The organism is Streptomyces sp. NPDC058632, from assembly GCF_042717095.1.
Taxonomy (GTDB): domain Bacteria; phylum Actinomycetota; class Actinomycetes; order Streptomycetales; family Streptomycetaceae; genus Streptomyces.
The window spans coordinates 1-24444 of the sequence record NZ_JBHXQZ010000026.1 but is presented as its reverse complement, the minus strand read 5'-3'; the positions used below and the strand labels follow the sequence as shown (position 1 = coordinate 24444).

Here is a 24444-nt window from a genome sequence, read left to right as displayed (position 1 = left end):
GATTCTCCTTCTGACTGGCTCGGTCAGGAGTGATGGCCCCGGGGCGGCGGATGCTTGGTCGTGTGCGCCGCCCCGGGTGCCGGGGCGCGTTCAGCGCCGGTTCTGCTCGCGGATCAGGGAGCGCAGGACCACGGCCGCGATGGCCACGGAGACGGCCGAGACGGCGACGGCGGCCAGGAGCGCGGTGAGGACGACACCGCCCACGACCACGGCCGCCACGACTCCGGGGCTGATGGAGACCGCCGGGAGCGAGCGACGTACGGGCGCCGGATCAGCCGGGGCGTGGGAGTGCGCGGGCGGCGGAGTGGGGCTGTCGGGGTACTTGGGCAGGAACACGGTCAGACTCTCCTCATCTACTCGTCTAGGCATGTGAGCCGTTTATGACGTCCACGCCGGAGCGCGTGCCGGACTCGATGGCGGGGGCGAGGAAGGTCTGCGAGAGGTAGAAGCCGAAGAGGGCGATCAGTACGACGACCCAGGCGCGGACGCCGAGGAACTTGACCGCGCCCCAGGCGAAGAAGCCGAGGACGACGACGAGCGGCAGGCTGACGGTCACGGTGTGCGGGGTCCCTTCGGAGGATCAGCGGACGGGGCAGCGGTGGGTGCGGGCGGCCAGCTCGGCGGCGGCGCGGCTGTCGTAGTCGGCGGAGAAGCCGCAGCGCGGGGCCGTACAGGCGGCGGTGTGCTTCTCACGGCCCCGGCCGTCGTAGGACGTGGCGACCTGGACGGGGCCGATGCGGGTGACGTTGCGGAAGCGGCGGTTGGGCATGATCAGTCCTCCTGTCGCAGGCTGGGGCCGGGGAAGTCGTGCAGGATGCGGGCGGCTTCGGCGGGGTCCGTGACGCGGTCGGCGGCTTCTTCGGCGAGGAGCCGGGCCAGCGTGGTACGGCCGCTGACGGCCATCTCGCGGGCCGCTTCGAGGTAGTCGGCGGCGGTGTTGAAGCAGAAGAGGGGCACGGGTCAGCTCCCGGTCGGGGCGAGGTGGGCGGCGATGGCTTCGGCCATGGGCGCGGGGACGCCGAGGCGAGCGCGGAGGGTCGGGGTGTCGATGGGTGTTCCGGTGCGGGCGTGGTGTTCGGCGGCGACTTTGCGGGCGTGTTCGACGAGGGCGGCCGGGACGGCGACGGCGGGCCGCTCGGGCGGCGGTGGCTCGATGGCCGGTGGTGTCGGCGGCGGTTCCTCGGGGGTGAGTTCGGGCGCGTCCTCCTGGTCCACGGTGTCGTCCGTGCCCTCGGGGTCCTCGTCGGTCATTGCCGGGGCGGTGTGGGCGAGGAGGGTTCCGCCGAGGAAGGCGACGGCGGGCCAGCCCGCGACGAGGATGCGTAGCCAGGCCGGGACGTCGTTGAGGTCGAGCAGGCCGGCGGTGGCGACGTTCGCGCCGAGGGAGGCCGTGAGGGCGATGACGAACCAGCACCACCCGGCCGCTTTCGCCTCACCAATCCGCAGTCGGCGCCAGGCGGCGACGAGCAGCAGGTCGACCGAGACCGGGTAGGCCCACGCTTTCCACCCGTCCTGACCGGCCGCCGAGGCGATGTCGTGCAGGTGGGCGAAGGACAGCGCGGCGGCGATGAGCGCCTGGACGAGCACCGCGTCGACACGGGCCAGTTGGGCGCGCATGGTACGGCTCCTTTCGGATTCAGGCATGGCAGGGGTAGGGAGTTGGCGAGAGGCGGTCACGCCGACCGGGGTGAGCGGTGGGCGAAGGTCAGTCGGTCACCGGGCGCGGCTGCACTGCCGGGGCCGAGGACTCGACGGGCTGTACGGGGATGTCGGGCCTGAAGGGCTTGAGTGCGGGCAGGTCGGGCACCAGGTGGGTCGTATCCCGGCAGATCTCGGCGGCGCCGCTGAGGGAGAGGTACGGGGTGCGGATGCGGGACCAGCCGCCGGAGGTGTCACCGGCCACGGCCAGGCCGGGCAGCTCGGGAGCGATGGCGCAGGCAGCGAAAACCGCTTCTGGGGCGATGTCGCCGAGCGCCATCTTCGCGGAGGCTTCGTCGTTGACGCGGTGGCAGACCCGGCCGGTGAGCTGGGCGCGGAGCATGGTGGCGCCCTTGCCCAGTTCGGCGCCGAAGCGCTGCCCGCACACCTCCAGGTAGATCCCGGCGGCGCGGCCGAGCTGGGCGAGCCGGATGAGCTGGGTGACCATCTCGTCCCGGCGTTCCTCGTCCTTCTTCGTGGCGACGAGGAAGAGTTCGGCCACCTCGTCGACGAACAGCACGATCGGCACCGGGCGTTCGCTGTCGGGCAAACCCCAGACGTCGGAGGTGATCTCCTCGTCGGGGGTGCCCGGTGCGATGCCCTGCCGGGCCTTGATCAGGTCGTAGCGGTCCTCCATTTCCTTGACGAGCACGGGCAGCAGCTCGGCGGCCTCGTCGGGATCTGTGGCCAGGGCGGAGAGCCGGGAGGCGAACGGCGCCAGCTCCACGCCCCGCTTGCAGTCGATACCGACCAGGGCGACGGACTGTCGGGCGAGTCCTGTGATCAGGTGCCGCAGGTACATGGACTTCCCCGACAGCGTCGCGCCGAGGGTGAGTTGGTGCGGGATGGTGCGGTAGTCGCGTACGAAGGGAGTGGCGTCCTCCCGCAGTGCTACAGGCACCTTGAGGAGTTCGGCGGTGGCCTTACGAGGCATCCGCACGTTCCGCAGCACATCGAAGCCGACGAGCCGCAGTTCGACCACGCCCGGCTTGACCGTCGTCACGTACACGGCGTGAACACCCCAGGCATGCCGCAGCCGTTCGGCCGAGGCAGCGACATCAGCGGGTTCCTGCCCCGGCGCCAGCCGGAGACGAAGCCGCAGCCCGGTCGAGGTGGGCCGGATAATGCCCCGCCGAGGCGGTACCGGCCGGACCTCCCGCCGGGTGGTGGCCTTGACGGCGAGGACCCGTAGCCGGGACGGCGCCACGGTCAGTCCGCACGCCTCCATGACCGAGCCGTAGGAGCCGAGGAGCCGGGCGGTGGATACCGGCAGGCCGACCGTGGGCCAGTACACGCGGGGGTGCTTGGCCCGGGTGTAGGCGGCCCCGCCGCCGAGTGCGGCGACAGGACCACCCACCTCCAGAAGTGTCACCAGATCGGACATCAGGCGGTGGCCCCCATGGCGGCGGGGAAGGCGGCCGGAGTCACGGCGGCGGCGCGGAAGGCGATGCCGTGTCGCTGCTGCCCCTTGAACACGGACTCCCACGGCCGGGCAACCAGCCCCGGCAGCGAGACCGGCGCCCCCAGCGTCAGCCCCTCGGCCACGCCACCCTCAGGCACGGTGACCTTGACCAGCGACGATTCCCCGTCCTCGATGTAGACGACGCCGAGCGTCATCAGTGCTTCCCCGCTGACGGCGTCCTTGGCGATCTCGCCCGTCTGCCGGTCCCGGACCTTGGGCTCAGGGGCCTCGGTCAGCAGGATCGTCGCGGCCGAGGTCTCAACACGAATGGTGCGCAAGGCAGTTCACCCATCTACTCGTCTATACATGATGCGGTCTGCGAACCCGATCTCCGGGCTCATGCGGACCACCCTGCCACACCACTTGCCCACTCGTCTATACGAGTATGCCTGTTGGGGTGTACGAGTCGGAGAAGTGTCCCCCGCGCACCACCGCAAGTCACCTCATCACGTCGCCGGAAGCTGATACGACAGCACGTACGCGTCCGCCGCCATGACCGTGTCGCAGACCTCCACGGCCCGCCCATCGGTATCGAAGGCGGTCCGGATCAGGTGGATCACCGGCACACCGGAGGCCAGCCGGAGCGTCTTCACCTCAGCGGGCGAGGGCATCCGGGCACGGATCTCCTCCTCGAAGTGGTCGAGGCGGTGCCCCAGCTCTTCGAGGCGGGCGTAGATCCCGCCGGGCCCGGGGTTCGGCTCAGCGATCGGCGTACCGCGCGCGATGTCGAGGGGGAGATAGGAGGTGGCGAACTCGACCGGCCGCCCGTCGAGCAGATACCGGCGCCGACGAGCCAGCACCCGCCGCACGGACCCGAGCCGTGTCGAGACGTCCTGACTGGCCTTTTCTTCCTTGACCTCAAGGCTGTCGACCTGAGGGTGACTGCCGGCGGCGTTGGCTTCGACGATGAAGGCGGCCTTGCCCTGTTCCCGGTGGCGCCGGGCGAACCGGTCGGAGGCGAGACGCCGTACGGGTGGCCGGGGCCGGACGAAGACGCCCTTGCCGTGCTCGGCGTGCACGAGCCCTTCGCCCTGGAGGACGGAGAAGGAGTTGCGGACCGTCATCCGGGATACCCCGTAGTGGTCAACAAGCTCAGCTTCCGAGGGCAGTTTTTCACCCTCCTTGAACCGCCCACGGTCGATGGCCTCGCGCAACTGGTCGGCGATCTGCCGAAAGACCGCACGATCGCTCGTGGGGTCGAGATCACCGAGGAAGCCGGAAGGAAGAGAGGGCACGTGTACTCCTTTAGATATCTAGACGAGTGGGCGATTGTTGTTGCTACGGTGGAGAGCCTAGCCAGCCGAGAGGGCCGAGGAACGTGAGCACCGACCGTCCGCACTCCGTGAGCGTCGCCGGAGTCATCGTCGACGACCAGGGCCGGGCCCTCTTGATCAAACGCCGTGACAACGGCAAGTGGGAACCCCCGGGCGGAGTCCTCGAACGCGAGGAAACCCTCCCCGAAGCCCTCCAGCGCGAAGTCCTCGAAGAGACCGGCATCAAGATCTCACTTCCCGCGACCCTGACCGGCGTCTACAAGAACATGACCGGGTTGATCGTCTCGCTGGTCTTCCGCTGCGAAGCGGCCGATGGCACACCCACCACCGGCGACGAGACCCGCGCACTGCGCTGGGCCACCCGTGAAGAAGTCACCGAGCTTGCCGACGAGGCGTACGCGATCCGCGTCCTGGACGCATTGGACGCGACGTCCCCGCCGGCCATCCGCGCCCATGACGGCGTGAAACTCGTCTAGCCCGAACCCGCTGCACATGGCGACCTACCAGTATGAAGGAACTTGTATGCACGAGTATACGAGCACCGCCCGGGTCTGTGGACTCACTTGCCCAGGCTTTCCGGAAGAGGTGAGCCGGGCCCGCCGCTGGACCCGCGACATCCTTCGCGGATCTCCCCTGGCCGACGACGCCGAGCTGATCGTGAGCGAGCTGAGCGCGAACGCGATCCTCCACACGGCCAGCGGAATGGAATCCGGCAGCTTCCACCTGGCCCTCGCGGTGACCCGGCAGGTGATCGCCCTGTCTGTGACAGACGGCGGAGGAACTGGCACGGCCCCGAAGGCCGAGCACCAGGACGGCGAGGCCGAACACGGCCGGGGCCTGGGCATGGTCACCGCACTGGCCCACCGGGTCGTCGTCCATGGCAGCGAGGGCGGCTACACGGTCACCGCGGAACTGTTCACCGGCACCCGACCGGGAGACCACCTGTGCTGAAGGACGAAGCCCGCCGGGGCTACTGGTGTGAGTGCTGGACCGAAGACCTCACCGACGAGGGCGGGTTGGTACTCCGGGCATCCTTCGACGCTTACACGGCGCCGCAGGCCGACCGCTGGGTTGCCGTCGCCCTCCGCACCATCTCACCGGCATTCGACCCGGAAGCATCCGAGCAGGCATGGCAGTGGCTGTACGACGGCCGCATAGACACCCGACGGGCCCTCCTGCGCTCCGAGCCCTGCACCGTGTCGGTCACCTTCTTCACCACCCGCATCACGTGGACGATCCGGCCAGTGATCTTCCTGCCCCTCGTACACCGAAGCAGGGCTGCACTACCAGCTTGCGCATATGAGTTCAAACCGCAACAGACTGATCTCTAGTCGCCGTTGCTCGTTGATGCCTGATGTCTACCTGCCGGATGTGGCTGAGCACGGTAGACGGCGGGTTTCACCACCTACCGCGCTGACTTTCACGAGGGCATGCATCGAGGAGTTTCGGAGAGGCCGGTTAGTGCCCTCTGCAACGGTCAGGTCTGCAAAGCTGTCATGGTCATCTACTGCTGTATCAACAGGGAGTCTTGTGGTGAGGCGTACAGGATGGGCGGCTGTCATAGCGGCAGTAGTGGCAACAGCCGGATGCGGCAGCGGTGCTGGCTCGGACACCGCTCAGTCATCCCCGAAACAGCAGCAGACGGTGCCGGCATACCACCGGCTGGTCATGCCGGACAGCCTGGCCGACGGCCATTATCGGCGTGAACGTGATGCGGCTGACCCGGACGAGACTCTGGCTGAACTGATGTCGGGGCATGTCGAGCAGCCAACGGCTGCCTTTGGCGCCTACGACCCCGTTTCCGACCGCTCTCAGGCGCTGGTCCTGTCGGTCACCGGGGTCTACGGCACCGTCCTGAGCCCGGTGACGGCACGTGATGAACTCCTTCGGGTACTGGATCGCCGCGACAACGGACCGGTCCCTTTGGTCGGACCCCGCACTATCACCCCGCCCGGCTCCCAAGAGCCGCTGCAGTGCCGCGTGACCACTCGGCGGATGCCTGACGTGGACTTCGATACGGTAGAAGCGGCGTGCACGTGGGCTGATGCCTCCACGGTCGCGACGGTGAGCGAGGTACTGCGTCCGACGGTCAAGCCCGAAGATGTGAACCTTGACGCCTTGGCCAGCGAAGTGGACAAGATCCGCAACGACGTCCGGGCAAGCTGAAGTAGAGCAGCAGGTTCAGGCATACGGCGAGGCACTGCGCCGCATCGCATGGACGACGTGACGGGCGATCTTCCTGTCACTCGCTCAGCGCCGAGGTGCGGAAATTCCCAGCCTGCGCACACGCCTTCAAGCCGATCACCCCAGCGGACCGGCTGAGTTACAACTTTCTCTACTGGTTCAAGGCGGCTCGCTCCGCTCCCCGCGCGCGGCCCGGCCCCCGGCCGGGCCTGCGCTCCTGTCTCCGCCCCGCTCCAGCCCGGCCGGCGCCCGTGCCGCGCACAGCAATCAGCCGCCAGATCTCAGAAAAGGGGTACCTCGTGGCTGAGGCAGTCACGCTAGGCTCAGCAAGTCAATGGGCCAGATCCGGGGGCATACATGAGCCAAGTTAGTCGGTTGCTTGAGTGTCCACACTGCGAGGGTCCGTCCCTTTTGAATGAATGGGTCACGTATGACGACGTTCCCCATCCAGATCAAGGCCTCTCGCCGACTCGCTACACCCTCCTCGGCTGTGGGGCGTGCAGACAACCTCAGCTTTGGCAAGATCCCGTAAAATCTGACGACTCAGATAAGTCTCAACGGTTGTGGCCGCAGGTTGCCGCACTCGCTCAGGGAATCCCAACGCCGATAACGCGTGAGCTGATCGAAGCGCGTGCATGCTTCGATGCCAAGCTGTATACGGCCGCTGCAGTCATGGTCCGTCGCACCCTGGAAGGCATGTGCATCCAGCAAGGCACGACGAAGAAAGCCCTCTTCCAGGCCCTCCAGGAACTCCGAGATGACGGGAAGATCGAGGGCCGCCTGTTCGATTGGGCACAGGCGCTACGAGTGCTTGGCAATCAAGGCGCACACTTCAGCGAGGAATCGGTAAGCCGGGAAGACGCAGCAGACGCCTTGTCTCTTGCCGAGGCTCTTCTGAACTACATCTACGTCTTCACAGCCAAGTACGAGGAATTCCAGAACCGTAGGCAGTCGCCTGAAAAGGTCACTGGGTGACACTGATTCCGTGATCGCTGAACCGACGGTACGGCCGGTTGCAGCACAGACGGCAGGGCTCCGGTGTCATCGTCACGGGCCAGCCGTCACGGGTTGCTCTGGTCGAAGGCATTGGCAGCGTGGCTGAGACTGGTGGGAGGTGCAGCGAGGCACACGCGCGCCTGGTTCGTCGGCGCACCCACCGTCGTGGCTGACTGTCGTCGGCTGAGGTTCGTGCCACAACCGTGCCAGATGCAGAGGTCAGCCACGGTCAACACCGGTGCCTCATGGGCGAGTACCCGCCCGCTTCCTGGCCGGTGAAGCCGCAGCTCAGGAGGGAGATCACCCAGCCTCTCTCCTAAAGCGGGTGTCGCAGGTTCGAATCCTGCCGGGGGCACAGAGAAAAAGCAGGTCGGAGGTCCTGCCGTTCGAGCGGGCAGCAGGGTCTCCGACCTTGCAGCATATATGTGAGGGGCCCTTCGACTTACAGTTGCTGCTCCCACGGATTGACCATCAGAGCCCCGGTTCGGGCCATGTGTTTGATGTTGCGGGTGGCTACCGTCCAGCCGTTGGCCAGAGCCGTGGCGGCGATCAGCGCGTCCGGCGGGTCAATGCCGGCGCCGGCGGCCTTGAGCGTCTTGTGGATCATGAGGTAGGCGGCCGCTTCCGGTTCGCCGATCGACGCGATGCGGTCGCGGTACTCGTGCCGTACCGCAGCGAGCGCTCGGGCGTAACGGGCCTGTCGTACGGGATCCGGGGTGGCGGCTACTCCTGCCTCGATCTCGGCAACGGTGATCACGCTCAGGAAGCGGTTGGGCCTGGCCGTGAACCGGAACCAGGCCATGACGCGCGGGTCCGGTTTCGTCCGGGTGGTGAGTTCGGCGACAACATTGGTGTCGAGCAGGTAGATCACTCGGCGTCCGGCTGCTCATCGTAGGAACGGGCGCCGAACTCCAGCCCTTCGAAGGGAGCGGAGAGCAGAAACTCCTCGAAGCCGTCACTGCTCAGCGTCACCCAGCGGTGGAGCATCCCGGGCAGCGCCTCGATCTCCGTGTCGGCGAGCTCCGTGTCGAAGTGCCGACGCTGGTCCTCGGGCAAGGACTCCCGGATGTCGCGAATGGTCCGCAGCGGATGCGGCGACTGGGACGGTGGGTGAGGCACACCGCTGGGAGCTGTGGTCATCGGCATCCCCTCCGCACTGATCAGGTTGCGTGGCACTATCGATCCCAGGCTACGGGTTCCCGCCCACCCGCTCACACCTTTGTGACCGGAGCGGGCGTCCGTCCAGTCCGGGGCTCGTCATCGGTCCGACGGCCACCCGGAACGGACTCCCGGGCCGGCCCTTCGCCGTGTCCGGAGTCGTGCCACACGCGTGCCACTGGACTCCACGCGGAGTCCACACCCCCTGGGCAAAGAGATCGGTGTCTCTCGCTGTTGGAAATGAACGTGCCGAAGAGCGATGACTACGCGAGAACCAGCATGCGACTGACCATACGGGGCTGCCTTGCCGGGTTGGTCGTGGCCTTGGCCGTCCCGGTGTACACAGTGGTGGCCGTGCTCCTGGACGGGGTACCGATCCCCTGAAGCTGTCGACCGCCCAGTGGCAACCTCGAAGGGCTATGCCGCAACCGCCACGACCGTCACTGTCCGATGTGGAGAGAGCTGCGGATCACAAAGCTTCTGACATCCACGGCTGACATCAACGACGCCGAACAGGGGCGTACGCCAGTGTCTCTGCCCAGCTGTCGCACCAATCGACGCCAGCCGTCGGAGCGGACCCGGATCGAACTCCTAAAGCGGGTGTCGCAGGTTCGAATCCTGCCGGGGGCACAGAGAGAAGGGCCAGCTCAGGAGGAGTCTCCTCCGCGGCTGGCCCTTCGACATTCCGGGGGTCGTGCCACACGCGTGCCACTACGCGCCACCAGGTCTCGAGCCCCATCCCTCAGGGCATGTCCGACGGGTCGCGTGACACAGCACCGCCCATCGACGTCCCGGACGAAGCCCTGGTGACCCTCGCCCTCGGCCCGACCCATCCGCTGCCGAACTGTACGGTCCACTCCCCCGCACCATCCGGTATCCCCTACGGACCCCGAGGGGGTTTCCCCCTTGCGGTCCGGGGGGTCGCTCCATGTCCCAGCAGAGCGGCCGACGGGCATGATCCATCCATGACTTTACGACGAACAAGTATCCGGATTCTGGCTGGCGCGGCGGTCCTCGGCAGTGTGTCCGCCCTGGTGGCTCCGGTCTCGGCGGCGGCCGGCTCCCACAGCGAGCGGGCACAAGGCGGGGCCGTCGTCTCCGTCGAGCAAGCGGCCGACCTCACAGCGGAGGAAGTGGCCGGGGAACTCCGTGGAAGGATCGACTCCTCTCAGGTCCGCTACGGCGTGACCGCCTATCGGGTCACCTACCGCACCACTGACAGCGCGGGCGCCCCCACGACCGCGAGCCAGCTCGTCGTCCTGCCCAAGAACGGGGCGCGCCACCTGTCCACCGTCTCCTGGCTGCACGGCACCACCGTCTACCGCAAGGACGTCGCCTCGGAGAATCCGAAGTCGAACGACCGGCTCGTCGCCCTGCTGTTCGCCTCGACCGGGCGGGCCGTTTCGGCACCCGACTACGTGGGCCTCGGCTCGGGCGAAGGCTTCCACCCCTACGGTGACCCTCGGGCCACCGTAGGGGCCTCGGTGGACGGCCTGCGCGCAGCCCGGACCTTCGCCCACCGGAACGGCCGGGAGCTGAAGCGGAAGGTCCAGGTCAGCGGGTTCTCGCAGGGCGGCCCCGCGACCATGCTGGTAGGCCGGGCGCTTCAGCAGGAGGGCGCCGACCGCTACTTCAGGCTGGGGGCACTCGCCCCGGTCAGCGGCCCCTACAACCTCTCGGCCTTCGAGGCCGCCGCGGCCGACGACAAGATCGACAAATCCGGCATCTACCTCGCCTACTTCGTCACCGCCTGGAACAAGATGTACGGCCTCTACACGTCGCCCGGCGACGTCTTCCGCTCCCCCTACGACAGCGAGGTGGAGGGTCTCTTCGACGGCCATCACACCCCCGATGAGATCGTCGGCAAACTCCCGGCGTTCGCCAAGGACCTGTTCACCGAGGACTTCCTGAACAGGATCCGCAAGCCCGACGGCGTCCTGAAGGACAAACTGCGTCCGATGGACAACACGTGCGACTGGCGGCCGAACGTACCGGTGGAGATTTTCCATGGTCGGGGCGACAAGGACGTCGACATCAGTCACGCGGCCTACTGTGCCAACCAGTTGACGAGGAACGGCGCCGCACACCGGCTGACCGACGTCGGCGAATACGACCACAACGGATCGGTGCGGCAAGCCCTGCCCCGGATCGTCAGGTTCTTCGACGAGTCGGCGAAGACCGACTGAAGCGCGCCACCGCCAACGGCCAGTCGGGCGAAGGGTGCACCCGACCGCGCTGTTCGTCGCCGGCCCTCCTGCGCGACGGCAGACCCTTCGCTCTCCGTCCACCCGTCGCCCAGGCCGCTTAAACGGACCAGCGCACCCCGCCTACCTGGCGATAGCCTGCGGGCCACACCAGAAAGGCGGGGCCAGTGGGATTCGACGCAGAACGCTCAGCACGCATCGCTGCCATTACGGTCAGCCACGGTCAACAAGAGTGTCTGACAGGTTGAGTTGTTGGACATCTCACCAGTCATCGAAGCTCCAGGTCACCGGTACGGCACCCCAGCCTCTCTCCTAAGAAGTCATCTCATTTGGCGAGTCGTCGGTAGCAGATGAGGGTGCAGGCGATGCTGGTGAAGGCGAGGAAGTGCTCGGCCTTGCGTTCGTAGCGGCGGTGGAGTCGGCGGCAGCCGGCGAGCCAGGACATGGTGCGTTCGATCGTCCACCCGTGTCGTCCGAGCCGCTGTGAGGTCTCGATCCCTTTGCGGGCGATGCGATGCCGGATGCCCCGCTTCGACAGACATCGCCGCAGGTGAGCGTAGTCGTATCCCTTGTCGGCGTGGAGCTTTGCGGGCTTGCGTCGGCGGGGACCGCGGCGGGACCGGATCGGCGGTATGCCCTTCACCAGCGGGATCAGGGCCTGGCTGTCATGGACGTTGGCGCCGGAGATTCCGACGGACAGGGGCAGACCGGTCCGCTCCGTGATCAGATGGATCTTCGAGCCGTACTTGCCCCGGTCGGCAGGATTCGGACCCGTCAGCTCCCCCTTTTCAGGGCCCGCATGTTCACCGAGTCGATCGCACAGCGCGACCAGTCCAGCTCGCCGCGGGCTCCGAGTTCGTCCAGGACCAGGCGGTGCAGTTTGGCCCACACCCGGGCCTTGGCCCACTCGGTGAACCGGCGGTGGGCCGTTGCGCCGGACGGCCCGAAGGACGCGGCGGGAAGCTGCTGCCACGTGCAGCCGGAGGTGGCCACGAACACGATCGCGGCCAGCACCTCGCGGTCGCCGTGCCGGCGCCGGCCGCCGTCCTGGGGCCGTGAGGGCGCCTCCGGCACCACCCGCTGGAACAGTTCCCACAACTCGTCCGGCACCAGTCGCTCAACGATCCCTGCCATGGTCGGCAGCCTACCGAGCCAAATGAGATGACTTCTAAGTAGCACTCCATGTCGAAAGCCTTGGACCGACAAGCCTTCGGCCGTGAACGCAGCGAGCGGTCAGGGCAGGCCTGCGGGCGTCACGGGCAACCCCTCCCGGAACGGATTCAGCGCACATGGGGCCGGGGAGCCCCGCGCAGACACGAGAACCACGGAGGGGTGTTTCCCGGGCCGGACACCCCAGGGCCGCCGTTTCCACAGGTCACAGCCCCGTTCAAGGGAAACACCTCAAGCGGTGTCGCAGGTTCGAAGCCTGCCGGGGGCACAGAAGAAGGGCCGGCTCAGGAGGGGTTTCCTCTCAGGTCGGCCCTTCGCCGTGTCCGGGGTCGTGGGCATCCCTCGCACTCCTGCGCTCCGGAACCGGCTCCTTCGAGAAGAGCGGGCCACGCCGTACAGAGCATGGCATACTTGAAGTATGGCCACTCGGAAGATCACCATCACCGTGCCGGAAGAGCTGGTGGAATCGATCAGGGAGCGCGTCGACGCACGCGGGGTGTCCGGCTACATCGCGGCCGCCGCCGCCCATCAGGACGCCATGGACCGACTGCGCGAGTTGGCCGAACGTCTCGAAGAAGAGCACGGCGCCGTGACGGACGACGAGCAGCAGGCAGCGCTGGACCGCATCGCCGCCATCGACGGTTGGCATGACGAGCAGCGAGCAGGTTCGGACGAGGCCGCGTGAGCCGCACCGCCCGAACGAAGCTGCACCGGCCGCGCCAGCGCGTCTTCGTGTTCGACTCCGAGGCTCTCTCCAAGGCGGTTCAGGGCGATCGGGAGATGACTGCGCTGATCAGGACAGCTCCGCGGCTCGACATCCCGATCGTCACCTCGGCGCTCACCACCTTGGAGGCATGGGACCCTCGCGAAACGTCGAGGCAGGCACTGTGGAACTGGACGCTGTCCCGGATCCGCATCGTGCACACGGACGACCAGGTGGTCGCCATGGCACGCGAGATGCTGAAAGCAGCCGGTCTGCATGGGCACAAGTACGCCATCGACGCCATTCTGGCGGCCGTGGCCGGGCGGGAAGCCGCGCGGGGAGCTCAGACAACCGTCTTCACCTCCGACACCGACGACATGAATCAGTTCCTCGCGGGACACTCCGTGCGAGTCGAAAAGGTGTGACGAGACGCTCGCACCTCACTCCTGCCACTCGTCGGCTCCCCGAGCAACCACGCTTTCGTCGAACAGCACCCACAGGCACGCATTCAGCACACATGGGGACGGGAAGCACCGTGAACCTGTGAGAACCACGCGCGGGAGGGCCTGCGCACGCGCGGCACAGCGCCAGGGCGGGGCAGACCCGCGTCCCCCGCGACCGAAGAAGTGTGAGTGCGCCACTTAAGGCCGGCGCCGCATCACGCGACTCGCCACTGGATGATCCCGAACCACGCGACAGGCCCGGCACGTTCACGGCCAAGCCGTCGGCGTGCGGCAGGCTCGTCCGATCAACTCATCCGCAAGGCATCCACGACGCGCACCGACTCGGGTCGACGGCGTCCTCGACGGACCGGGCGGGGCCCGGTCTCAGGTGGTGTGCGGGGTGAAGGTGACGCGGGAGTCGCCCTCGTCGATGGCCAGGTTCAGGGTCTCGTTCAGGGCCTCGGCCAGGCGTCACAGCAGCGGGAGAGTGGGCACGGTGTCGCCGCCTTCCATCCGGAACACCTGAGACTGCGTCATTCCGGCCCGCTCGGCCAGTTCGGTCTGGGACAGGCAGAGTTCGATCCGACGGTCGTAGACCGCCTGCCCGAGGTCGCCGGCCAGCCGCGCGTCGACGTACTCCTGGTCGTACTCCACCGCCTCACCCTCAAACCGCCGGGCCCGGCGCGTCCTCCACGTGCTGTGATTCATCAACTCTCCTTGCGCCGATCGTAGGTGTGCTCGGCCCGGCCGTGCTCGGCCTCGCAGATCTTCTGGGCCTGATGCGCACGCTCGACTTCCGCCGCCTCACGATCCTCGTCTTACGGAACACCGTCAGCAGAACGATCCGCTGTCTGGGGGCGAGCCAGTGCTCGCCCCACGAAGTCCGTTGCGCTCCCACCGCACCGGCGCCCTGGCGTCAGCCTTCGTGGGGCACCTTCGGGCGGGTGACCGGTACGACCGTGAGGAGGTCGTCCAGCCCCTTGAAGTCGTCGGGGTTGGTGGTGAAGAGGGGAAGGTCCTCGGCCACGGCGATGGCAGCGATCATCAGGTCGGCCACCCTGCGGCGCGGCTTGCGGCCGGCGCTGATCACCGCGGCACAGATGCGACCGTAGATACGGGCCGCGTCGGCGTCGAAGGGGATGGGGTCGAACTCGTTCTCGGCGCGTTGCAGGACGTCGAGCCTGCGGGCACGTTCGGCGTGTTCGTCGTAGCCGCTCCGTTCGTCGTCGCGACGGACCTCGTGCGGACCGGCGGACAGCTCGGCCAGGGTGACGGCGGTGATCGCCATTTCGTCCGGCAGTTCCTCGGGGGCCACCCACCGGCGCAGAATCATGATGTTGGTGTCGAGGAGTCCCTGCTGATACGCCGAGCGGTCAGCGGGCATAGGGATCGTCCGGGTAGGTGTCGGCCGTGGCGTCCTGGTCGGCGCGGAACGTGTCGAGGTCGATGCCGGGAGCGGTCCTGGACATCGCGGCGAACTCCTGACGGGAGACGAACCGACGGCGTCGGCGCAGCGGGACGAGCTCACCGATCGGGTGTCCGTCGCGGGTGACGGTGAACGACTGGCCGCCCTGTATGGCGTCCATGATCTCTCGGGACCGGCTGCGCAGATCCCGCTGGGTGATTTCGGGCTGAACGCTCATACCCACCACGGTAGCACCGGGTGCTACCAGGTAGCACTCCATGTCGAAAGCCTTGGACCGACAAGCCTTCGGCCGTGAACACAGTGAGCGACCAGGGCAGGCCGGCCGGCGTCACGGGCGACCCCCCTCCCGGAACGGATCCAGCGCACATGGGGCCGGGAAACCTTGCGAACACACGAGAACCCGCGGAGGGGTGTTTTCCGGGCCGGATACCCCAGGGTCGCCGTTTCCGCAGGTCACGTCCCTGCCCGACGTCCGGTGCACCGCCCGGGAGGCAGAAAGCCGTCTCGGCTGGAAAACGACCACCCGTCTCGTCGATGACCGGCTCCTTGTGCTCGACGAGTGGGAGGGGACCGAGGAAATCGAGCGGCCGGCCGAGGTGCGGCCGCTGCCGCAATGGACAGGGGGCGCGCGCGGCACGCGCCCGCCCGTATCGGGGCAGCGCCGGGGCGGCTCTCCCCCGTGGAGGGTGAGGCGCGGGGCGCCCGCCTCGGGTGCCATGGAGGGAATGCCGGAGGCGATGGCAGGAGCGGTGGGCGTGCACCGGTCACGCGTGTACCGGTCACCGGCCCGGTGTCTCCGCTCCGGCGTACCGGGCCGACTCGGCGAGGTGGGACGGCGTGAAGCACTGGCGGGCCCTGGTGGTCCTCGGCACGGCCCAGTTCCTGATGGTCCTGGACACCTCCGTCATGAACGTGTCGATCAGTCGGTTGGTCGAGGACTTCGACACCGAGGTCACCGCCATCCAGGCCGTCATCACCCTGTACGCGCTGGTCATGGCGGCCTTCATGATCGTCGGTGGCAGGTTCGGGGACATCGTGGGGCGGCGCCGCATGTTCCTCACGGGGCTGGCCGTCTACGGTGTCGGTTCGGCCGTGACCGCCGTGGCGCCCACGCTGTGGGTCCTCACGCTGGGCTGGTCCGTCATCGAAGGTCTTGGGGCCGCCATGGTGCTGCCTGCCATGGCGGCCCTCGTCGCGGAGTCCTACAGCGGACGGGACCGGGCCGTCGCCTACGCGGTCATCGGCGGGCTCGCCGGTGCCGGCATCGCGGTCGGTCCGCTGCTGGGCGGCTGGATGACGACCTACCTCACCTGGCGGCTGGTCTTCGCCGGCGAGGTCGTGGTCGTCGTGGCCGTCCTGCTGTGCCGCCGGATGATCGCGACCCCCGCCCCGGCCGGACCCGGGCCCCGGCTGGACGGGGTCGGCGCGGTGCTCTCCGCGACCGGACTGGGGCTGGGCGTGCTCGGGGTACTGCAGAGCAGCACCTGGGGCTGGGTGCAGCCCCGCAACCCGCCCTTCACCGTCCTGGGCTTCGCCCCGACGCTGTTCGTCGTCGGCGCCGGCGTGGCGGTCCTGGCCGTCTTCCGGTACTGGGAGCGACGGCGGGAAGACCGGGGCAACGATCCCTTGGTGCACCTGTCCCTGCTGGGCAGGCCCGTGCTGCGGGCCGGCCTGATGACTCTGCTGAGCCAGAATCTGATCCTGCTGGGACTGTTCTTCGCCATCCCGCTGTATCTCCAGGTGGTACAGGGCTTCAACGCGTTCCAGACGGGGCTGCGCCTGCTGCCGGTGTCCGCCACCATGCTGGTGACCTCCCTGTGCGCGTCCTCCCTGGGAAGCAGGATGGGGCCACGCCGGGTGGTACGGCTGGCCCTGGCCATCCTGGCCGCGGCCGTCGTGTGGCTGCTGGCCACCATTGACCCGGTCATCGACGACGCGCAGTTCGCCGGGGCGATGGCCCTGCTGGGCGTGGGCGTCGGTCTGCTCGCCTCGCAGCTCGGCAATGTCGTCCAGTCCGGCGTCGGCGAGGAGGAACGCGGCGAGGCCGGAGGGCTCCAGTTCACCGCCCAGAACCTGGGCTCGGCACTGGGCACCGCGCTCATCGGTTCGATCCTCGTCGGCGCGCTGGCCCAGGCCTTCACCACCCAGGTCGCCGACGACCCGCGGCTGTCCGCGGAAACCCGCGAGCAGGTCGGTGTCCGCCTCGAGGCCGGGGTCACCTTCGTCTCCACCGAGCAGGTGCGTTCGGCGGCCGAGCGGGCCGGGTTGCCGCCGTCCGAGGTGGAGGCCGTCGCGGACTCCTACGCCTCCGCCCAGCTGGACGGTCTGAAGGCGGCGATTCTGGCCACGGGCGGCGTCGCTCTCGCCAGTTTCCTGGTCACCCCGCACCTGCCGACCGCCCGGGCAGGCCGTCCGTCCGAGCCCGGCTCCGGTGCCACTCCGGCCGGGGTGACCGGGGCGGCCGGGGCGACGGGCTGAGTGGAGGGAGTCACCGGTGTCCAGGAGCAGGGCCGAAATCGGGCGGGCCACGGACCGGCGGGCGCACCGGGCCGAACGCCGGGCCCGGGCGGACTACACCGGCGGCGTCTACGGCTCCATGCTCGCGGCCTCGGTCGTGATCGGCGCGGGCTCCCTGGGATCGTTCCCCCGCGTCGAGCTGGTGCTGCTGCTGTTGCTCACGGGCGTGGTGTTCTGGATCGCGCACGTCCATGCCCAGTTGTTCGGGGCGCGCCTTGCGCAACAGGCTCCGGACCGCCGGGTGATCCTGCACGTGTGCCGTGACGAGTGGCCGATCGTCAAAGCCGCTGTACCGCCGGCCGCGGCGGTCGCCGTCAGCCCGTTCCTGGGGCTGGACGTACGGGGTGCCCTGTGGCTGGCGCTGTCCGTCGCCGTCGCCGGGCAGGTGGGCTGGTCCGTGGCCGCGGCACGCCACGCCGGTGCCTCGCGACGGCTGGTGGCCACCACCGCGGCGGTCAATCTGCTGCTCGGCCTGCTGATCGTCGCTTTCAAGATCGTTCTTACGCATTGAGTCAGTGCCGAGTCGGCGTCGAGTCGGCGTCGAGTCACCTGTACCGGGTGAGGAACTCGAGGGGTACGACGGCGGACGCTCGAGGGGGAGGTACCGACCGCCTGTCCTGGGCCGGTCCGTGGAAGGTGTCCGGGCAAGTCCGTGGAGGGACCGCTCGTGCGTTACGAGATCCGAGTCGAGGGACACCTGTCGGAGACGCCGGCGAACGCGTTCCCGGAGCTGGACCACGTGGTGATGCCCGGCCAGACCGTCCTGTTCGGCACGGTCGTGGACGAGGCGCACCTGTACGGGCTGCTGACGCGCTGCCAGTCGCTGGGGCTGCACGTCACGGAGATGCGGCAGCTGCCGGACCAACGGTGACGGGTGGTGTGTGCCGGCCCGCCCTCCGCATCGGGCCGGCCGCCCTCTCACTGCCTCGGTGCCGTCGACGGATCACCCTGAGTGGGTGATCCCGGCCTCGGTGACGGGCGGGAACCTGGAGCGGTCAGGTCCCCTACCGCGCCACTCACACACTGCCCGTCGCCGGTCCGGAAGCGGCCGCCCGATCTCGCGAGGAGGAGCCATGGCCTTGTCGCGTGATGCGTCGACCGCCGGTCAGGCACACCGGCCCGGCGGTGCGGCCCCCGACCCGACGGGCGATCCCGCACACGTACTCGACCGGCTCGGCCGTTCCTGGACCTGACTCCTGGGCTCGGCCCTCGCGACGCTGGTACCGGGCGTCCTGATACTCGTCTGGCCGGAGGGAACCCTGCACGTCCTGGCCGTCCTCATCGGCCTGTACCTGCTGCTGACCGGGGCGTTCCGGTTCGCGACCGTCTTCACTCGTCAGGGGCACGAACGGCTGCCCGGCCTCCTGCTGGCCGTGCTGTACGTCCTGGCAGGGGTGCTGTGTCTGCGCAACCCGCTGCAGACGATCGCCGCGCTCCCACTGATCGTCGGGGTCGTCTGGCTGGTGTCCGGCATCCTCACCCTCTATACAGCCCTCGCTGCCGAGGACCTGCCGCACCGCGGCATCGTTCTGGGTGTGTCCTCACCGTGCGTCGACGGTCGAACCGGCGCTGACGACAGCCGGGGCAAGTCCCTGCACCGGCTCATCTTCCGTCGGCCCTCGCCAGAACAGGTTCGGCGCACATGAGGTCGGGAAACCTCGCGAGCACGTGCGGACCACGAAGGGGTGTTCTCTCCGGCCAGACATCCTGCAGCCAGCATCTTTGCAGGTCATAGCCCTACCCAGGGAAACTCCCAAAACGGGTGTCGCAGGTTCGAATCCTGCCGGGACGCAGGTCGCGCAGCGGGCAGGAAGGGGTGGGGGACCTCCCGTTTTCGAACAGGGGTCCCTTTTCGTGGTTCAGAGTCCTCTTGGGGGCCACGCCCCCGGGCCGTCTGCGCACGCTCACCCGATGGAGGGACGGACGATGATCACGTCCGGCCCCGGCCCACACTCCGCACCACGGATCGGAAAGATCTTCGAAACATTCGGAGAATCGATCTCTCATCCTGGTCTCGAATCCGGTCGATTCAAGTGATCGATTTCAACCCGGTCGGCATGCACGAGTCGGACCAGGTGAAAGGCGCGTCCGCAGGGCCTGCCGTGAGCGAATGTTTTGGGATCATTACCGAAACTATTGACAGTTGACGGGCCCACATCAAAACTGTTCGCCATCGACAGCGCTCCCTCACTGTCGAGCCGGGTCGCCACCGTGTCCCGGTCCTCCGGTCGCCGAGCACCCCCGCGACCGGCCAAGTCCGGCCGCGACGCACGAGCGGTCGCCGTCACCTGCTCCGCAGAGTCGTGTCACGCTGCCTGATCCCCCACCGGCCTCACGAGGACGAGGAGGAAGCACGCACATGAACGACGTACCCGCACACCACGCGAGCCGCAGACACGGCCGCCTTCGGGCCGCTCGGCCGCTTCAGGCTGCTCATCAGCAGTTTCTGCACCACCGTGCTGGTCGCTGTGGCCTCGGTCGCCCTGCCCGGCACCGCCCACGCCGACACGGTCGTCACCACGAACCAGACCGGCACCGACAACGGCTACTACTACTCGTTCTGGACCGACGCACCCGGCACGGTCTCCATGACCCTGAGCTCCGGTGGCACCTACAGCACCTCCTGGCGCGACACCGGGAACTTCGTCGCCGGCAAGGGCTGGGCCAACGGCGGGCGCAGGGCCGTGACCTACTCGGGCACCTTCAATCCGTCCGGCAACGCCTACCTGACGCTCTACGGATGGACGTCGAACCCGCTCGTCGAGTACTACATCGTCGACAACTGGGGCACCTACCGGCCCACGGGAACGTTCATGGGCACCGTCACCAGCGACGGCGGTACGTACGACATCTACAAGACGACGCGGTACAACGCCCCGTCCGTCGAGGGCACCCGCACCTTCGACCAGTACTGGAGCGTCCGGCAGTCGAAGCGGACCGGCGGAACCATCACCACCGGCAACCACTTCGACGCCTGGACCCGCGCCGGAATGCCCCTGGGCAGCTTCAACTACTACATGATCATGGCGACCGAGGGATACCAGAGCAGCGGCAGCTCCGACATCACGGTGGGAGGCACCGGTTCGGGCGGTGGCGGCGGGGGTGGCGGCGGAGGCGGCGGATGCAGCGCGCCCCTGTCCGCGGGCCAGCAGTGGAGCGACCGGTACAACCTCGACGTCTCGGTCACCGGCTCCAGCAACTGGACCGCGACGATGAACGTCCCCTCCCCCGCGAAGGTCCTCTCCACCTGGAACGTCGGCGCCACCTACCCCAGCTCCCAGGTACTGACCGCCAAACCCAACGGCAACGGCAACGGCAACGGCAACGGCAACAACTGGGGCGTCACCATCCAGCACAACGGCAACCGGACCTGGCCAACAATCTCCTGCAGCACGAACTGACCCCCGATTCAACGATGCCGGAGGAGGACCACTCCGTATGAGAACCGGACCGCGTCTCTCGATACGCTCCCTGGTCGCGCGGCTGGCCGTCGTCGCGGTGGCCGCCGCGAGCACCCTCACCGTCAACGCCGCCCCGGCCCAGGCCGCGGCCTGCAACGGATATGTCGGGCTCACCTTCGACGACGGACCGTCCGGCAGTACGCCGAACCTGCTCAACGCGCTCAAGCAGAACGGGCTGCGGGCCACGATGTTCAACCAGGGCCAGTACGCCGCAGCCAACCCGGCGCAGGTCCGGGCCCAGGTCGATGCCGGCATGTGGGTCGGCAACCACAGTTACACCCATCCGCACCTGACTCAGCAGAGCCAGGCTCAGATCGAGTCGGAGATCTCCCGGACTCAGCAGGCCATCGCGAACGGGGGCGGCGGCACTCCGAAACTGTTCCGTCCGCCGTACGGCGAGACCAACTCGACGGTGAAGTCGGTCGCGGCCAGGTACGGTCTGACCGAGATCATCTGGGACGTCGACTCGCAGGACTGGAACGGCGCCGGTACCGACGCGATCGTGCAGGCCGCCGCCCGGCTCACCAACGGCCAGATCATGCTCATGCACGACTGGTCCGCCAACTCGCTCGCCGCGATTCCGCGGATCGCGCAGGGGCTGGCCGGCCGTGGCCTGTGCGCCGGAATGATTTCGCCGCAGACCGGCCGCGCCGTGGCACCCGACGGCGGTGGCGGCGGGGACGGCGGCGGAAACGGCGGATGCAGCGCGACCCTGTCCGCGGGCCAGCAGTGGAGCGACCGGTACAACCTCGACGTCTCGGTCACCGGCTCCAGCAACTGGACCGCGACGATGAACGTCCCCTCCCCCGCGAAGGTCCTCTCCACCTGGAACGTCGGCGCCACCTACCCCAGCTCCCAGGTACTGACCGCCAAACCCAACGGCAACGGCAACGGCAACAACTGGGGCGTCACCATCCAGCACAACGGCAACCGGACCTGGCCAACGGTCTCCTGCAGCGCGAACTGACCCCGAGAACGCCCGAGGAAACACCGTTACCGCGGCGCGGCGGCCATGTGCCGCCGCGCCATCCGGCCTGCAGCCGCGCCCCGCCGTTTCGGTCGGGTCGGGGCGGCGGGGTCGGCCGCCCCGAGACGTGATGCCCCGGGAGACCGGTCCTCGGAGTTCCCTGCACCTCCTTGACGTGGGTGTGGGTGTGGGTGTGGGCGTGTGCGTAGGCGTGCCGTGCCCGCCGCCCGAGGACCGGCCGTTCCCGGATCAGGAGGTGATGCGAACCTCCAAGGCCGGGTGCGTCGGCGCTTCGGCCGGCTCCTTTCGGCTCAGCCCGTTGTCGAGGGCCGGGCGCAAGGGGAAGGTGAGCTGCTCCCCCGGTACAGCGCGGCCGGGACGGTCACCGTGACCGGGCTGCGGTCCGGCGGGGAAAGTCCGGGACGCTTCCACCCGTCCCCGGACAGGCGGACCGGAGGCTCGGCTCCTCCGCCGTGCCGATCTTCCCCAGGCCCGGGCCGTTCCGGGCCGTCACGGGCTTTCCAGGCCGTCACGGGCTTTCCATCGGGTGGTTCAGGAATCGAGGGTGACGTTGCCGAGCCGGCCGGCCATGACCGGGTCACGGTGGTCGAAGAACAGTGACGCCCCGGTGTCCAGGGCGGCGATCTCCGCCATCTGGTCGCCGGTGAGCTCGAAGTCGAAGACGTCGAGGTTCTCCGCCATGCGCTCGGCGCGCACCGACTTCGGGATGACGACGACACCGCGCTGGATGAGCCAGCGGAGCACGACCTGCGCCACGGACTTTCCGTGCGCGGTGGCGATCCGGCTCAGGTGCGGGTCGGTGAAGAGGTTGTTGCGTCCCTCGGCGAACGGGCCCCACGACTCGATCTGGACTCCGCGCTCGCGCATGAGGTCCTGGTCCGCCGTCCGCTGGAAGAACGGGTGGGTCTCGATCTGGTTCACCGCGGGGGTGATCTCGTTGTGGTCGATGAGGTCCACGAGCCGGTCCGGGTAGAAGTTCGAGACTCCGATCGCCCGGATGACGCCCTCCCGGTGCAGGCTCTCCATGGCCCGCCAGGAGCCGTAGACGTCGCCGTAGGGCTGGTGGATCAGGTACAGGTCGAGGTGGTCCAGGCCCAGCTTGCGCAGCGAGGTGCCGACGGCGCGCTCGGCCCTGTCCTCGCCGGCGTCGGAGACCCACAGCTTGGTCGTGACGAACAGGTCCTCGCGCGGGATGCCGCTGCTGCGGATCGCCCGGCCGACGGCCTCCTCGTTGCCGTAGGCCGCCGCGGTGTCCAGGGACCGGTAGCCGGCGGCGAGGGCGTCGCTGACGGCCTGCTCGGTCTGCTCGGGCGGGATCTGGTAGACGCCGAAGCCGAGAATGGGCATCTCGACGCCGTTGTTCAGGGTGACGGTCTGCATGGTGGCTCCTTGCGGACGAAGGTTCGGGGGCGAAGGCCGGCGTTCGAGCATCTGCCGGGCGCCCTCCGGGCGGGTCTCCCCGGCGGCCGGGGGCATGCCGCTGAGCCTGTCGGGCACCTCGGGGGCCGTCCGGACGTCGACGGCGGCGGTGCTCTCCTCCACTCGGTGGACCCGCTCGGTGCCAGGAAGGGGGCGATGTCCTCACCTTGGGTCAGCGGCCCGGCCCGCGCGACCTGTGCCGGCGTGGCGCCCGGCTCGGCGGCGACGGCCTGCACCTCGTCGGCGATCGCCAGGTCACGCCGGAAGTTCTCGCCCGCTGCCCCTTCCTCCACACCGCCGCCCCGCCGCCCCGCCGCTCCACCGCCCGCGACGTCTTCCCCGACGGGGACAACCGGATCCGCGGCTGCGTCGCCCGCCTGCGTGCCCTGGCCGGCCCCGACCCCGGCCCCGACGTCCCCGACCTCGCCCGGCTCGTCGGCGGACTGCTGCTGAGGAGTCCCGACTTCGCGGGCCCGTGGGAGCGCTACGAGGTCACCGGCCGCAAGCACGCCACCAGGGCCTTCCAACACCCCCGGGTCGGCACGGTCACCCTCGTCTTCCAGGGCACGGCCCTCGAAGGCACCCCGGCCACCGCGTGGGCGTCTGCACCGCCGAACCCGGCACCCCCGACCGCGGCGCCATGCTCCCGCTCGACATGGCCGCGCACCCCGGCGGGGCACGGCCGTCCGGGCAGCGGCGGTGACCTGTGATGCCCGGGAGTGTGGCTGCGGGCAGTTCCCGCCCGAACGGATCCGGCACACATGGGGTCGGGAAAGCCCGTGGACACGGGAGAACCACGGAGCACGGTTTTCCCGGGCCAGACACCCCATCAGTGCTTTTTGCGCAGGCACAGCCCCACCCGGGGAAACTCCTCAAGCGGGTGCCGCGGGTTCGCATGCGTGGTGCAAAGCGGTGCGGGCCCGCTCGCGCAGCCAGACGTGGGCCACGAGTGGGACGCCAAGGATGTCACAGTCCGCGCCGTCCGCGCCGTCCGCGCCGTCCGCGGGGATTCACGGATCAGCAAGGTCTGTACACCACCATATCTGCACCCGCGGAGCGAGAGTTTTACGGAACGTGCGAGCAGTTTCCTTGCAGCAACGAACAGAGCGGAATTGTTCAACGTACACCGACCGCCAGATCGTGCTACTGTCGATCTCAGTTGCAGGTGTGGTTCCCGAATTCCAAACTCCCCTCAGTCGGCTTTTGCGCCACTGGAAGTGTTTTTTGGCACCGGTCTTTTTCCGGCGGGGTGATCATCGCGGCGACACGGTGTCCGCGCAGTGCGGGCACCGATTCACTGCCCCCGAAGGAGATATGACATGGCTACTGGCACCGTGAAGT

General features: G+C 68.5%; 28 protein-coding genes, 1 tRNA gene and 3 pseudogenes. 16 read left to right on the top strand and 16 right to left on the bottom strand.

The window, feature by feature from the left end; all coding sequences use genetic code 11:
* Positions 1-90: 90 nt before the first annotated feature.
* The 8 genes from ACFWVE_RS12630 to ACFWVE_RS12595 form a co-directional block, all read right to left on the bottom strand.
* On the bottom strand, positions 91-336 hold the full coding sequence (locus ACFWVE_RS12630; RefSeq protein WP_384012087.1) for a SpdD protein: 246 nt from the start codon (positions 334-336) through the stop codon (positions 91-93).
* Positions 337-361: 25 nt separating this feature from the next.
* Positions 362-556, bottom strand: coding sequence for a hypothetical protein (locus tag ACFWVE_RS12625; RefSeq protein ID WP_384011868.1), 195 nt, complete (start codon positions 554-556; stop codon positions 362-364).
* Between the two features lie 24 nt (positions 557-580).
* Positions 581-772: a mobile element transfer protein gene (locus tag ACFWVE_RS12620; protein ID WP_149824736.1), complete on the bottom strand. Its 192-nt coding sequence runs from the start codon at positions 770-772 to the stop codon at positions 581-583.
* Complete coding sequence (locus ACFWVE_RS12615; protein WP_037705489.1) at positions 772-957, bottom strand: hypothetical protein; 186 nt, start codon at positions 955-957, stop codon at positions 772-774. The genes ACFWVE_RS12620 and ACFWVE_RS12615 overlap by 1 nt, the downstream gene beginning before the upstream one ends.
* A gap of 3 nt (positions 958-960) precedes the next feature.
* Entirely contained in the window at positions 961-1617 is a 657-nt protein-coding gene (locus tag ACFWVE_RS12610) for a DUF2637 domain-containing protein (RefSeq protein WP_384011861.1), read from the bottom strand.
* Positions 1618-1705: 88 nt separating this feature from the next.
* Positions 1706-3082, bottom strand: coding sequence for an FtsK/SpoIIIE domain-containing protein (locus ACFWVE_RS12605; protein WP_384011857.1), 1377 nt, complete (start codon positions 3080-3082; stop codon positions 1706-1708).
* Positions 3082-3438, bottom strand: coding sequence for a hypothetical protein (locus tag ACFWVE_RS12600; protein WP_384011852.1), 357 nt, complete (start codon positions 3436-3438; stop codon positions 3082-3084). Before ACFWVE_RS12600 ends, ACFWVE_RS12605 begins: the two co-directional genes overlap by 1 nt.
* A 168-nt stretch (positions 3439-3606) precedes the next feature.
* Positions 3607-4395 (bottom strand): GntR family transcriptional regulator, encoded by a 789-nt coding sequence (locus ACFWVE_RS12595; protein WP_384011847.1) that lies wholly within the window; start codon positions 4393-4395, stop codon positions 3607-3609.
* A 107-nt stretch (positions 4396-4502) separates the two neighbouring features.
* On the opposite strand from ACFWVE_RS12595, the gene ACFWVE_RS12590 reads away from it, so the two are divergent.
* From ACFWVE_RS12590 to ACFWVE_RS12565, 6 genes are all read left to right on the top strand, one after another.
* Complete coding sequence (locus ACFWVE_RS12590; protein WP_384012080.1) at positions 4503-4910, top strand: NUDIX hydrolase; 408 nt, start codon at positions 4503-4505, stop codon at positions 4908-4910.
* 46 nt (positions 4911-4956) lie between these two features.
* Positions 4957-5385, top strand: coding sequence for an ATP-binding protein (locus ACFWVE_RS12585; RefSeq protein WP_384011843.1), 429 nt, complete (start codon positions 4957-4959; stop codon positions 5383-5385).
* Positions 5379-5765: a hypothetical protein gene (locus tag ACFWVE_RS12580; protein WP_384011838.1), complete on the top strand. Its 387-nt coding sequence runs from the start codon at positions 5379-5381 to the stop codon at positions 5763-5765. Before ACFWVE_RS12585 ends, ACFWVE_RS12580 begins: the two co-directional genes overlap by 7 nt.
* 337 nt (positions 5766-6102) lie before the next feature.
* Complete coding sequence (locus tag ACFWVE_RS12575; RefSeq protein WP_384011833.1) at positions 6103-6600, top strand: hypothetical protein; 498 nt, start codon at positions 6103-6105, stop codon at positions 6598-6600.
* 375 nt (positions 6601-6975) lie between these two features.
* On the top strand, positions 6976-7593 hold the full coding sequence (locus tag ACFWVE_RS12570; protein ID WP_384011828.1) for a DUF4145 domain-containing protein: 618 nt from the start codon (positions 6976-6978) through the stop codon (positions 7591-7593).
* A gap of 301 nt (positions 7594-7894) precedes the next feature.
* Positions 7895-7969, top strand: a tRNA-Arg gene (locus ACFWVE_RS12565).
* A gap of 87 nt (positions 7970-8056) precedes the next feature.
* Here the strand turns inward: ACFWVE_RS12565 and ACFWVE_RS12560 are convergent.
* Together ACFWVE_RS12560 and ACFWVE_RS12555 are read right to left on the bottom strand one after the other, a co-directional pair.
* Positions 8057-8485, bottom strand: coding sequence for a type II toxin-antitoxin system VapC family toxin (locus ACFWVE_RS12560; protein ID WP_384011823.1), 429 nt, complete (start codon positions 8483-8485; stop codon positions 8057-8059).
* Positions 8482-8754, bottom strand: coding sequence for a hypothetical protein (locus tag ACFWVE_RS12555; protein ID WP_384011817.1), 273 nt, complete (start codon positions 8752-8754; stop codon positions 8482-8484). The genes ACFWVE_RS12560 and ACFWVE_RS12555 overlap by 4 nt, the downstream gene beginning before the upstream one ends.
* A gap of 983 nt (positions 8755-9737) precedes the next feature.
* On the opposite strand from ACFWVE_RS12555, the gene ACFWVE_RS12550 reads away from it, so the two are divergent.
* Positions 9738-10958 carry a lipase family protein gene (locus ACFWVE_RS12550; RefSeq protein ID WP_384011812.1) on the top strand — a complete coding sequence of 407 codons (1221 nt, stop codon included), beginning with the start codon at positions 9738-9740 and terminating at the stop codon, positions 10956-10958.
* A gap of 343 nt (positions 10959-11301) precedes the next feature.
* Here ACFWVE_RS12550 and ACFWVE_RS12545 read toward each other — a convergent pair.
* A protein-coding gene (locus tag ACFWVE_RS12545; RefSeq protein WP_384011809.1) for an IS5 family transposase occupies positions 11302-12110 on the bottom strand; the annotation gives its coding sequence in 2 pieces (ribosomal slippage) (positions 11302-11763 and positions 11766-12110; 807 coding nt in all).
* 454 nt (positions 12111-12564) lie between these two features.
* On the opposite strand from ACFWVE_RS12545, the gene ACFWVE_RS12540 reads away from it, so the two are divergent.
* Both ACFWVE_RS12540 and ACFWVE_RS12535 read left to right on the top strand, forming a co-directional pair.
* Entirely contained in the window at positions 12565-12831 is a 267-nt protein-coding gene (locus ACFWVE_RS12540) for a hypothetical protein (protein ID WP_384011806.1), read from the top strand.
* Positions 12828-13274 carry a PIN domain-containing protein gene (locus tag ACFWVE_RS12535; RefSeq protein WP_384011801.1) on the top strand — a complete coding sequence of 149 codons (447 nt, stop codon included), beginning with the start codon at positions 12828-12830 and terminating at the stop codon, positions 13272-13274. The genes ACFWVE_RS12540 and ACFWVE_RS12535 overlap by 4 nt, the downstream gene beginning before the upstream one ends.
* Positions 13275-13676: 402 nt before the next feature.
* Here the strand turns inward: ACFWVE_RS12535 and ACFWVE_RS12530 are convergent.
* The 4 genes and pseudogenes from ACFWVE_RS12530 to ACFWVE_RS12515 all read right to left on the bottom strand — a co-directional run bounded on the left by ACFWVE_RS12530 (position 13677) and on the right by ACFWVE_RS12515 (position 14935).
* Positions 13677-14000, bottom strand: a pseudogene (locus ACFWVE_RS12530) (helix-turn-helix domain-containing protein).
* Positions 14000-14160, bottom strand: a pseudogene (locus ACFWVE_RS12525) (type II toxin-antitoxin system RelE/ParE family toxin); the annotation flags it as partial. The pseudogenes ACFWVE_RS12525 and ACFWVE_RS12530, both read right to left, overlap by 1 nt.
* A 48-nt stretch (positions 14161-14208) precedes the next feature.
* On the bottom strand, positions 14209-14676 hold the full coding sequence (locus ACFWVE_RS12520) for a type II toxin-antitoxin system VapC family toxin (RefSeq protein WP_384011796.1): 468 nt from the start codon (positions 14674-14676) through the stop codon (positions 14209-14211).
* Positions 14666-14935 carry a type II toxin-antitoxin system Phd/YefM family antitoxin gene (locus tag ACFWVE_RS12515; RefSeq protein WP_384011793.1) on the bottom strand — a complete coding sequence of 90 codons (270 nt, stop codon included), beginning with the start codon at positions 14933-14935 and terminating at the stop codon, positions 14666-14668. Before ACFWVE_RS12515 ends, ACFWVE_RS12520 begins: the two co-directional genes overlap by 11 nt.
* Positions 14936-15555: 620 nt before the next feature.
* Here ACFWVE_RS12515 and ACFWVE_RS12510 point away from each other — a divergent pair.
* The 6 genes and pseudogenes from ACFWVE_RS12510 to ACFWVE_RS12485 all read left to right on the top strand — a co-directional run bounded on the left by ACFWVE_RS12510 (position 15556) and on the right by ACFWVE_RS12485 (position 21663).
* Entirely contained in the window at positions 15556-17196 is a 1641-nt protein-coding gene (locus ACFWVE_RS12510) for an MFS transporter (RefSeq protein ID WP_384011789.1), read from the top strand.
* 16 nt (positions 17197-17212) lie between these two features.
* Positions 17213-17746, top strand: coding sequence for a hypothetical protein (locus tag ACFWVE_RS12505; RefSeq protein WP_384011786.1), 534 nt, complete (start codon positions 17213-17215; stop codon positions 17744-17746).
* A 156-nt stretch (positions 17747-17902) separates the two neighbouring features.
* Complete coding sequence (locus tag ACFWVE_RS12500) at positions 17903-18106, top strand: hypothetical protein (protein ID WP_384011783.1); 204 nt, start codon at positions 17903-17905, stop codon at positions 18104-18106.
* 325 nt (positions 18107-18431) lie between these two features.
* Positions 18432-18776: pseudogene (locus ACFWVE_RS12495) on the top strand (DUF308 domain-containing protein); the annotation flags it as partial.
* Positions 18777-19664: 888 nt separating this feature from the next.
* Entirely contained in the window at positions 19665-20636 is a 972-nt protein-coding gene (locus ACFWVE_RS12490; protein ID WP_384012076.1) for a glycoside hydrolase family 11 protein, read from the top strand.
* 37 nt (positions 20637-20673) lie between these two features.
* Complete coding sequence (locus ACFWVE_RS12485; protein WP_384011780.1) at positions 20674-21663, top strand: polysaccharide deacetylase family protein; 990 nt, start codon at positions 20674-20676, stop codon at positions 21661-21663.
* Between the two features lie 552 nt (positions 21664-22215).
* Here the strand turns inward: ACFWVE_RS12485 and ACFWVE_RS12480 are convergent.
* Complete coding sequence (locus tag ACFWVE_RS12480) at positions 22216-23064, bottom strand: aldo/keto reductase (protein ID WP_384011777.1); 849 nt, start codon at positions 23062-23064, stop codon at positions 22216-22218.
* 206 nt (positions 23065-23270) lie between these two features.
* On the opposite strand from ACFWVE_RS12480, the gene ACFWVE_RS12475 reads away from it, so the two are divergent.
* Positions 23271-23813, top strand: coding sequence for a hypothetical protein (locus ACFWVE_RS12475; protein WP_384011775.1), 543 nt, complete (start codon positions 23271-23273; stop codon positions 23811-23813).
* The last annotated feature ends 631 nt before the right edge of the window (positions 23814-24444 follow it).

Coding starts and splice junctions, on each gene's coding strand:
- ACFWVE_RS12610 (WP_384011861.1), bottom strand. CDS start 1,617: ATGCGCGCCCAACTGGCCCGTGTCGACGCGGTGCTCGTCCAGGCGCTC.
- ACFWVE_RS12605 (WP_384011857.1), bottom strand. CDS start 3,082: ATGTCCGATCTGGTGACACTTCTGGAGGTGGGTGGTCCTGTCGCCGCA.
- ACFWVE_RS12585 (WP_384011843.1), top strand. CDS start 4,957: ATGCACGAGTATACGAGCACCGCCCGGGTCTGTGGACTCACTTGCCCA.
- ACFWVE_RS12575 (WP_384011833.1), top strand. CDS start 6,103: ATGCCGGACAGCCTGGCCGACGGCCATTATCGGCGTGAACGTGATGCG.
- ACFWVE_RS12570 (WP_384011828.1), top strand. CDS start 6,976: ATGAGCCAAGTTAGTCGGTTGCTTGAGTGTCCACACTGCGAGGGTCCG.
- ACFWVE_RS12555 (WP_384011817.1), bottom strand. CDS start 8,754: ATGACCACAGCTCCCAGCGGTGTGCCTCACCCACCGTCCCAGTCGCCG.
- ACFWVE_RS12550 (WP_384011812.1), top strand. CDS start 9,738: ATGACTTTACGACGAACAAGTATCCGGATTCTGGCTGGCGCGGCGGTC.
- ACFWVE_RS12540 (WP_384011806.1), top strand. CDS start 12,565: ATGGCCACTCGGAAGATCACCATCACCGTGCCGGAAGAGCTGGTGGAA.
- ACFWVE_RS12520 (WP_384011796.1), bottom strand. CDS start 14,676: ATGCCCGCTGACCGCTCGGCGTATCAGCAGGGACTCCTCGACACCAAC.
- ACFWVE_RS12515 (WP_384011793.1), bottom strand. CDS start 14,935: ATGAGCGTTCAGCCCGAAATCACCCAGCGGGATCTGCGCAGCCGGTCC.
- ACFWVE_RS12485 (WP_384011780.1), top strand. CDS start 20,674: ATGAGAACCGGACCGCGTCTCTCGATACGCTCCCTGGTCGCGCGGCTG.
- ACFWVE_RS12480 (WP_384011777.1), bottom strand. CDS start 23,064: ATGCAGACCGTCACCCTGAACAACGGCGTCGAGATGCCCATTCTCGGC.